General features: G+C 65.7%; 9 protein-coding genes. 7 read left to right on the top strand and 2 right to left on the bottom strand.

What is annotated here, in order from left to right; translation table 11 throughout:
* Nucleotides 1-2: 2 nt before the first annotated feature.
* Nucleotides 3-1337 (bottom strand): glycerol-3-phosphate dehydrogenase subunit GlpB, encoded by a 1335-nt coding sequence (gene glpB / locus C477_RS08755; RefSeq protein ID WP_008894111.1) that lies wholly within the window; start codon nt 1335-1337, stop codon nt 3-5.
* Nucleotide 1338: 1 nt separating this feature from the next.
* Nucleotides 1339-3009 (bottom strand): anaerobic glycerol-3-phosphate dehydrogenase subunit GlpA, encoded by a 1671-nt coding sequence (glpA, locus tag C477_RS08750; protein WP_008894110.1) that lies wholly within the window; start codon nt 3007-3009, stop codon nt 1339-1341.
* Nucleotides 3010-3317: 308 nt separating this feature from the next.
* On the opposite strand from glpA, the gene glpK reads away from it, so the two are divergent.
* The 7 genes from glpK to dpsA (C477_RS08715) all read left to right on the top strand — a co-directional run bounded on the left by glpK (nt 3318) and on the right by dpsA (C477_RS08715) (nt 9453).
* Entirely contained in the window at nt 3318-4859 is a 1542-nt protein-coding gene (glpK, locus tag C477_RS08745) for a glycerol kinase GlpK (RefSeq protein ID WP_008894109.1), read from the top strand.
* 3 nt (nt 4860-4862) lie between these two features.
* Nucleotides 4863-5936: a hypothetical protein gene (locus C477_RS08740; protein WP_008894108.1), complete on the top strand. Its 1074-nt coding sequence runs from the start codon at nt 4863-4865 to the stop codon at nt 5934-5936.
* Between the two features lie 203 nt (nt 5937-6139).
* The gene (locus tag C477_RS08735) at nt 6140-6751 is read left to right on the top strand and encodes a DUF1326 domain-containing protein (RefSeq protein WP_008894107.1); all 612 of its coding nucleotides are present in this window, start codon (nt 6140-6142) and stop codon (nt 6749-6751) included.
* A 32-nt stretch (nt 6752-6783) separates the two neighbouring features.
* The gene (locus C477_RS08730; RefSeq protein ID WP_008894106.1) at nt 6784-7575 is read left to right on the top strand and encodes a DUF2182 domain-containing protein; all 792 of its coding nucleotides are present in this window, start codon (nt 6784-6786) and stop codon (nt 7573-7575) included.
* Nucleotides 7576-7743: 168 nt separating this feature from the next.
* On the top strand, nt 7744-8292 hold the full coding sequence (gene dpsA, locus C477_RS08725) for a DNA starvation/stationary phase protection protein DpsA (protein ID WP_008894105.1): 549 nt from the start codon (nt 7744-7746) through the stop codon (nt 8290-8292).
* A 13-nt stretch (nt 8293-8305) separates the two neighbouring features.
* On the top strand, nt 8306-8887 hold the full coding sequence (dpsA, locus tag C477_RS08720) for a DNA starvation/stationary phase protection protein DpsA (protein WP_008894104.1): 582 nt from the start codon (nt 8306-8308) through the stop codon (nt 8885-8887).
* Nucleotides 8884-9453 (top strand): DNA starvation/stationary phase protection protein DpsA, encoded by a 570-nt coding sequence (gene dpsA, locus C477_RS08715; protein WP_008894103.1) that lies wholly within the window; start codon nt 8884-8886, stop codon nt 9451-9453. Before dpsA (C477_RS08720) ends, dpsA (C477_RS08715) begins: the two co-directional genes overlap by 4 nt.
* The last annotated feature ends 55 nt before the right edge of the window (nt 9454-9508 follow it).

Genomic DNA, 9508 nt, shown 5'->3' with positions numbered 1-9508 from the left:
GGTCATCGGTCCGCCTCCTCTCCGGCTCGCGTCCCGGCGACATAGCCCGTCGCGAGCGAGACGCCCGCGCCGGACTTCTCGGCGGCGAAGTCGTAGCCGCCGAGCACCGCGCCCGCGGCCCGCAGGTTCGCGAACTCCGGCTCGTCGCCGGCGTCGAGCGGCCGCAACTCGCGGTCGGACGCGAGGCCGAACCGCGCGTAGGGCTGGTCGCCGAAGACGTCGTCGACGAACCAGTCGTAGCGGTCCGCGGCGTGGGGGACGTGGCAGTCGAAGATCGGCTCGAACACCCGCTCGCGTTCGGAGCGGACGCCCTTGCCGACCAGCCCGCCCGTCGCGAGGACGTACTGGTCGGCACGGTGGGGGATCTCGGTGCCGTTGCGGTCGACGACGACTCGGTCGATGCGGTCGGCGCCGCTGCCACCGTCGGCCGCCACCGCGTCCGCCTCGGCGGCCGTCTCGTAATCGATCACCGGCACGCCCGAGGTGACGCGGACGCCCGCTTCCTCGAGCGCGTCGTACAGCAGATCCTCGAGTCGCATGCCGGGCAGACTCGGCGGTCCCATCGGGACCTCGAAGACGTCGGCGCCGAGCGCGGCCGCGAGGTCGGCGCGGACCTCGGCCGCGTGCTCGTCGCCCAGCACGGCAGGGAAGCCGACGCGGGACTCGTCCTCGAGGTGCTCGCTGACCGTCGTCGCGAGCGCCTCGCGCGCGCCGGTCTCGCCCGCGCCGGTCGTCACGGTCTCGTCTTGATCCAGCAGGTGGGCGTAGCGGGTCACCTTCGCGTCGTCCCGAACGATGCCGGGGAACGGAATCGTCGCGCCGCGGGCCGAGAACGGCGCGCCTGCGGCCTCGAGGTGGGCCGCGGCCAGCGGCGCCTCGAAGTCGGGCAGCGTCTCGAAGCCGACCAGCAGCGCGTCCCGGTCGTCGCTGGCCAGGCCGTCGGCCGTCGAGACGGGATACCGCGCGGTCGGTTTGACGGTGCCGCCGTGGGTCGGGACCAGCGCGTTCGCGTCGGTGTGGTCGCCCGCGTAGGCGTCGCCCGCGACATCATCGAAGAAGGCCAGCGCCTCGCGGACCGCATCGCTCCCGACGCGCTCGTAGGGGTGGCCCTCGGGGAGGTCCGCGAGCGCGTCGAAGGGGTCGACGAGCGGCCCCTCCTCGGGCGAGTCAGGCGGGTAACCGAGGATATCGATCAGCCCGCTGGCGTGGCGGAGCGTGCTCTGTTTGTACGTCACCAGCCGGACGCGGACGTCGCTGCCGGCGTCAGCGGCCGCGAGCGCCGCGGTGGCGCCCGCGAGGCCGCCGCCGATCACGAGAACGTCGTCTTCGATGGCCATCTCAGGCCCCTCCGTCGAAGTCGGCGAACTCGATCGCCGTCGGTTCGCCCGCGGGATCCCGATCCCGGTTCATCGTCGTCGCGTGGAGGGCGTAGTTGAGCATGGCCTGCGAGAGCTGTTCGCCCCACAGCGCGTGGCGTTCGCCCTTCCAGCGTTCCTGAAAGAGTTCGTCCAGCGCCGCGCGGATCGTCTCCTCGTCGTACTCGGGGTGGAGTTCGTTGGCCATGTTCTGACAGCAGAAGCCGCCCTGACAGTTGCCCATCGAGGCCCGCGTGCGGATGCGGACCGCGTTCAGGTCCGTCCCCGACTGGTCGATCGCGTCGCAGATCTCCGCGCGGGTGACGCCCTCGCACTGACAGATTACGGGGTTCGCCTCGTCGGTCTCGAGGACCTCGCTCGCGCGACTCCCCAGGCGCTGTTTACTCCGGCGCGCGACCGGCGACCGGAGGCCGAAATCGTCCATGCCGGCCTCGAGCGTTGCGATGTCTTCGCTCCCGGGCAGCGGTTCGTCGGCGGTGGCGCAGGCGGCGTTCACGCCCAGTTTCTCGCAGACGTGGTCGGAGATCTCCTCGGCCATCGCGCGGTACGTGGTGAACTTGCCACCGACGATGCTCGAGATGCCGGCGACGCCGTCGCGGTCGGCGTGGTCGAGCAGGAAGAAGTCCCGCGTGATGTCCGTCGGGTCCTGCGTGCCGGTCCCCGGCGGTTCGTACAGCGGACGGACGCCCCAGAAGGAGCGGATCGTCCGCGCCTCCTCGAGGATCGGGACGAGTTCCGAGAGGGTGTCGATCATCTGGTCGACCTCCCACTGGTCCTCGGGGAAGTCGTCCGGATCGGCGACCTCCTCGTCGGTCGTCCCGAGGATGGCCGTCGTCTCGTGGGGGACGACGATGTCGGCGTCGCCCTTCGGCCGGCAGCGGTTGATCACGGTGTCGACCTGCCGGACGTTCATGATGGTCATGACGCCCTTGGAGGGGCGAACCTCGATCTCGAGGTCGGCCATCGCGCCGATTTCGCCCGCCCACGCGCCCGTCGCGTTGACGACGTACTCGGCGGTGATCTCCTCGGTCGTGCCGGCCGCCGCGTGCGTGCGCTTGCCCGGCCCCGACTCGTGGCGCACCTCGACGCCGTAGACGTCGTCGCCGTCTCGTAAGAGGTCCACCACCTCCGCATGGGTCTCGACGCGTGCGCCGTGGGCCTCGGCGTCGATCGCGTTCGCGACGCAGAGCCGGAACGGATCGACCGCGCCGTCGGGGACCTCGATGGCCCGTTTCACGTCTTCCGCGAGGTAGGGCTCGACCTCGCGGGCCTCTCGTCCCGAGAGGACGCGCGCGGGGATCCCGCAGTCCCGACAGCCCTCGAGTTTTTCCTGAAAGTAGTCGTCCGAGTCCTCGGGGCGCTGGACGAACAGGCCGCCGGTCTCCTCGACGCAGTGGCCGGCGATCTCCCGGAGGATCTCGTTTTCTTCGATACACTCCGTCGCGCTGGCGCGATCAGAGACGGCGTAGCGGCCGCCGCTGTGGAGCAGGCCGTGCATACGGCCGGTCGTGCCGTCGGTCAAATTGCCCCGCTCGACGAGGGTCACCTCGAGGCCGCGCATCGCCAGATCCCGTGCGATGCCACAGCCCGTCGACCCGCCCCCGAGTACGAGGACCTCGGTGTCCGTTGCCATGCCTTCGTTCAACCCTCTCTCTCCCGGACCTTTATTTTATCGACGGTTCCGGAACGTCCGTAACGAGTTGGCCGCCTCGAAATCGCCGCTCGAACGACGTGACGTCGGCTGACTGCCCGAAACGGTAGAGATGCCTGAAAATAGCCGAAACAGCCGATTACCATGGGGTAATTGGCCAGATGGTATCAGATAATATATGGGATATAATTTAGGAGTTCAACAAATTTTATAATGATAGTAGGTATTGTTTACCAGTATCGTGCGATCGTCGGTAAAGACATCGCGCGGAGCAACGAGGGAGATCACCAGTGACAGAATCCACGTACGTCGGTGCGGTAGACCAGGGGACGACCGGGACGCGCTTTATCGTGTTCGATCACGGCGGCCAGGTCGTCGCGAACGCCTACGAAACGCACGAACAAATCTATCCCGAACCCGGCTGGGTCGAGCACGACCCGATGGAGATCTGGGAGAACACCAAGAGCGTCATCACGCAGGCGCTCGGTCAGGCGGGGGTCAGTCCCGACCAGCTCGAGGCCATCGGCGTGACCAACCAGCGCGAGACGACGCTGCTGTGGGACGCCGACTCCGGCCGGCCGGTCCACAACGCCATCGTCTGGCAGGACCGGCGCACGACCGACCGCGTCGAGCAACTCGAAGCGGAGGGGCAAGTCGAGACGATCCGCGAGAAGACCGGCCTCGAGGCCGACGCCTACTTCTCGGCGACGAAAGCCGAGTGGCTGCTCGATAACGCCGACCCGATCAAGCTCGAGCGCTCCCGGCCCGAGGACATCCGCGACCGCGCGGAGAAAGGCGACGTCCTGTTCGGGACGATCGATAGCTGGCTGATCTACAACCTCACGGGCGAGCACATCACCGAGGTCACGAACGCCTCGCGGACGATGCTGTACAACATCCACGACCTCGAGTGGGACGACGACCTCCTCGCGGAGTTCGACGTCCCGAAGGAGATGCTCCCCGAGGTCCGGCCGTCCAGCGACGACGACACCTACGGGACGACCGATCCGGACGGCTTCCTCGAGGCCGAGATTCCGGTTGCAGGGGCGCTTGGCGACCAGCAGGCCGCGCTGTTCGGCCAGACCTGTTTCGACGCCGGCGACGCGAAGAACACCTACGGCACCGGCTCCTTCTTCCTGATGAACACCGGCAGCGAGGCCGTCACGAGCGACCACGGCCTGCTGACGACGATCGGCTTCCAGCGCTCGGGCGAGGACGTCCAGTACGCGCTGGAGGGCTCGATCTTCATCACCGGCGCGGCGATCGAGTGGCTCGAGGACCTCTCGCTGATCGACAACCCGGCCCAGACGGCCGAACTCGCCCGCAGCGTTGACTCGACGGACGGCGTCTACGTCGTCCCGGCGTTCACCGGACTGGGCGCGCCCCACTGGGACCAGCGCGCTCGCGGCACCATCGTCGGGATGACCCGGGGCACCCGGAAGGAACACATCGTCCGCGCGACGCTGGAGTCGATCGCCTACCAGACCCGCGATGTCGCGGAGGCGATGGAGGCCGACTCGGGCATCGAGATGACCTCGCTGAAGGTTGACGGCGGCGCGGTCAAGAACAACTACCTCTGTCAGCTTCAGTCCGACATCATCGGCTCGGAGATCGTCCGGCCGGTCGTCGACGAGACGACGGCGCTCGGCTCCGCGTACGCCGCCGGGCTGGCCGTGGGCTACTGGGACGACGTCGACAGCCTGCGGGACAACTGGCAGATCGACCGCGAGTTCGAACCCGAGATGGACGCCGACCGGGCCGACAACCGCTACGCGCGCTGGACGGAAGCGGTCGACCGAGCGCGCGACTGGGCGCGGGACGACGAGGAGTGAACCATGTTCGGGACCATACTCCAGATTCCGATCATCGGCATGGAGACCGAAGCGTTCGCCGTCCTGCTCATCGCCGCGCTCGCCGGCGGGGCGTTCGGCGCGGCCCTCGGCGCGCTTCCCTCCTTCGTCTTCACCGGCTTCGTCGTCTTCCTCGGCGAAGGGCTCGCCGTCCTCGAGGGCGAAATCGGCGCCGCCGAGGCGATCGGCGCCGGCGACATCGCAACGGGCATCACCGACGTAATCGGCTTCGGCGCGGTCACCGGGCCGCACATCGCCTTCGCCGGCGGCGTCGCCGCGACGGCCTACGCCGGGAAGAAGTACCCCGAAATGGATCCCGACGACTGGGACTACCACTTCGGGAAGAACATCCTCTACGCCTTCGGGACCAAACCCGACATCCTCGCGGTCGGGGCGCTCTTCGGCGTGCTCGGGATGCTCATCACCCAGGTGATGGGCGGGCTCGGCTTCCCGACGGACAACATCGCGCTCTCGGTCGTGGCGACGGCGTTCCTCGCTCGACTCGCCTTCGGCTATCCGATAGTCGGCCGGGTCGGCGGCTCGAGCGTCCTCGACATGTCGCCCTTCGAGCGCGAGGAGAAGCGCGTGGCCGCCGACGGCGGGACTCAGACCGACCGGCTGGCGACCGAGCCCTGGTTGCCACACCAGTACGAGTGGTCCGGCGTCACCGCCATCGGCCTCGTCGGCGGGATCCTCGGCGGCTTCATCTGGCTCGAGACCGGTAGCATCTTCCTCGGTTACGGCATCTCGGCGATGAGCCTGCTCTTCCTCAACCTCGGGGTCGAGAAGATTCCGGTCACCCACCACATCACGCTGCTGGGCGCCGTCGGCGCGGTGATCGCGATGCCCGCGATCGGGAGCGAACCGGTCGCCCTGCTCGTCGCCGGCGCGTTCGGCGCGATCAGCGGCCTCATTGGCGAGGTGTCCCAGCGCGTGTTCTACTCGCACTCCGGGACTCACGTCGATCCGCCGGCGATGGCTATCGCGGCGTTCATGTTCGTCCTCGGCCTCCTGTATCTGGCCGGGCTACTCCCCAACGCGGGCTATCTCGGGCTCTGAGGAAATTCAAAATTCGACTGCGGTCCGCCTTTCAACTCTGCTGGATAATATTTGGGTTTTGGTACCATCGACGCTCAACGGGAGAGAGGCTATTTTCTGAGCGGCGCGTATCGGACGGCCAACGCGGCGCTTTCATCGGGCGGGCTAATTTCACTAGATAGCTTTATCGTGACACTTGCTGCCGTATAACACGGTGTTCAGCAATGGCAAACGAGTGGATCATCAAGGGAGACTACGTCGAAGCCTGCAACTGCGACGTCGCCTGTCAGTGTATATGGCTGGAACCGCCGGACGACGACGTCTGTACCGTCTCGCTGGCGTGGCACATCGAGGACGGGAGCTACGGCGATGTCGACTTGAGTGGGGTAGACGTCGGCATGCTCATTTCGACCGATGAGGGCGTCATGTTCGCCCCCGAGACGGAGTGGGACATCGTGTTACTCGTCGACGAAACGGCCGACGACGACCAGCGCGAGGCCATCGAAGACATCTATTCCGGCCGCGCCGGCGGGATCTGGGCGCCCGTCGCCGATACGCACGTCCGGTCCGTCGACGTCGCGACCGCTCCGATCAGCTTCTCGCGGGACGGATCGGACTTCACCGTCGAGGTCGGGGACGCCATCGAGATGGACGCGAGCGGCGCGGTCGGGTTCAACGAGGAGGTCGGGACGGTCTCTCCCCACCCGCTGACCGAGAGTCTCGAGGTGCAGACCGGCAAGTCGACCACGGCCACCGTCTCCTACGACGACCAGTTCACGTGGGACGTTTCGGGGAACAACGCCTACCTCGGAGACTTCGAACTGGCGAACTCCTGAGGACGGAACGACGGCGATACGGACGATCTACCATGGGGAGACACGACTCGTTTCGAGACCGGATCACCCGCCGACACGTTCCGATCGTCGCGCTCGTTACGTACGCAATCGCGTTGCTCGCGTGGGCGGCGGTCGTCGGTCGGTGGCTCCCGATGTCTGGCGGACAGACGGAGTTGCAGCTGTCCGATCCGGGAGCACCGGAGGCGATGGCCGTCTCGAACGGACCGACCGGTATCGGTCTCTACCTGCTCATGTGGGGAGTGATGATGATCGCCATGATGTATCCCTCGTCGGTCCCGCTCTTCCGGCTGTACGCCGAGACGCTCGAGGGGACGACGACCGCGGGGAAAGCAGCGCGAGTCGGGGCGTTTGTCGGAACGTACGCGCTCGTGTGGACGCTGACGGGAATCGTCCCGCTCGTCGTTAACGCGCTGGTGCCGATCGTCACCCTCGCGAACGCCCACGGCGGGCTCCTGGTGGGCGGGTCGTTGCTGCTCTTGTCGGGGTACCAGCTCTCACCGTACAAATACCGATGTCTGCGGTATTGCCGGTCGCCGCTCGGGTTCCTTCTTGGCCACTATCGACCGGGGGTGTGCGGTGCCGTTCGGATGAGCTGGCAGTTCAGCGTCTTCTGCGTCGGGTGTTGTTGGGCGCTGTTCGCGTTCATGGTGATCGTGGGCTCGATGAATCTTGTCTGGATGGCGCTCATCGCGGTCGTGCTCTCGCTCGAGCGGACGGTTTCGTGGGGCGAACAACTGGCACGTGCGGTCGGAGTTCTCGCCGGCGCCGCCGGAAGTACCGTCATCGTGATCGCACTGGTCTAGCAGTAGTGTTGAGGTGGGTTTTGAAGCGCGTGAGGGAGCAGACACCTAATCGTCCCGAGGGATTCAGTAGGTGTTCCGAAAGTACAGGACCGACAAAATAGATTTAGGCTCCCCAAAAGTATTCAGTACCTGAAAGGTATATGAAGGTCGATCGAGTATACCCATGCAATGAGTTCCCAAGAGACAACCGTCCGTCAACAGGCAGGCACCGTCGATGAAAACGCTCTCCGGCTCGATCAAGACAAAGCCGAGCAGATCGTGGAGGCGCTAAACTCCGAACTGGCGAACTCGTACGTCCTCTACCACCAGCTCAAGAAACACCACTGGGTCGTCGAAGGCGCCGAGTTCCTCCCGCTTCACGAGTTCCTCGAGGACGCCTACGAACACGTCGAAGAGGGGGCCGACGAGATCGCCGAGCGCGCCCAAGCCCTGGGCGGCGTCCCCGTCTCGGGACCGACAAACCTCGAGGACCGCGCGACCGTCGAGTTCGAGGGTGAGGACGTCTACGACGTCCGCACGATGTTCGAGAACGACCTCGAGATGTACGGCGACATCATCGAGTCGATGCGCGGCAGCATCGAACTCGCCGAGAACCTCGGTGACCCTGCGACCGGCGAGATGCTCCGCGAGATCCTCGTCCACCTCGAGGAAGACGGCCACCACTTCGAGCACTACCTCGAAGACGACACGCTGGTCCTCGAGAGTGCCACTCACTGAATAGGTGACCTGAATGGCACAAAAACAAGGCCGACTCGTTCGGGAACCCGATACGGGCGAGCGCCGTCAAGAGTGGGGCACTATCGCGGAAAACGCACTCCGGATCCACCCCGCCGATGCCGAGGTGATCGTCGACGCCTTGAGTATCGACCACGCAGGATCGTTCAACCTGTTCTACCTGCTTCGCAAGCATTACTGGACCGCTGCAGGTGCCGAACACGAGGCGGTCGCTACCTTCCTCGAGGACGCGTACAAGCTCGTGCGCGAGGTTAACGACGAGCTCGCGATTCGGATCGTTGAACTGGGCGGGATTCCCCCGAACACACCGCCGACACTGCAGGAACGGGCCGAAGTCCACCTCGAGGCCGAGGATCTCTACGACCTTCGTGCCTCTTTGAAGGGAGATCTCGAGGGATATTCGACCCTGATCGTCAGCATGCGTGAACACGTCGCTCTCGCGGAAGAGAAAGCCGACCCGGGCACGGCCGAACTGCTCCGTAACCACCTCGAAGGCCTCGAAGAGGACGCGCACGTCATCGAGCAATTACTCGAAGATGACACGCTCGTTCGAGCGGCGGTGCTGAAAGAACGATGATGAGAACACCCCATCTCTGGTGCCCCGACTCGTCTCACATCCGTCAGGAATGGGACACGGTAGCCGACAACGGGCTCCGACTCGAACAGAACGCCGCCGAAGAGTTGGTCAGGGCCTTGAACAGCGAAGTATCGGGACTGTATATCCTCTTCAATCAGGTGCGCAAGCAGTACTGGCTCGTCGAGGGGACCGAATCGAAGCCGATCAGTGACTTCCTCGAGGATGCCGCCGACCGGCTCACGGAGATGACCGACGACATCGCCATTCGGATCACCGCGCTCGGCGGTGTCCCGGCCTGCGGGCCGATGGGTATCCGCCAACACGCGCCGATATTCATCGAAGACGCCCATCACTACGATATCCGCTCGTCGCTCGAGCGCGACCTCGATGGGTACGCGACGCTCGCGGTGCAGTGGCGCGAACACATCGAACTGGCGGACCGACTCGGGGATACGGCGACGAGCGAACTCCTGCGTCGCCATCTCAAGACGCTCGAAGCGGACGCTCACGTCCTCGATCGGTACCTCGCTGACGAGACGCTCGTTCGTCACGACGCAACGAGGTGAATTGCCTCGGGAGACACCCCCCGTCGGATTCGATTCATCAAGATTTCACCGATAC

Source organism: Haloterrigena salina JCM 13891 (assembly GCF_000337495.1).
Classification (GTDB): Archaea; Halobacteriota; Halobacteria; order Halobacteriales; family Natrialbaceae; genus Haloterrigena; species Haloterrigena salina.
Note: the sequence above shows the minus strand (reverse complement) of the source record. Positions and strands in the feature narration are given on the sequence as shown.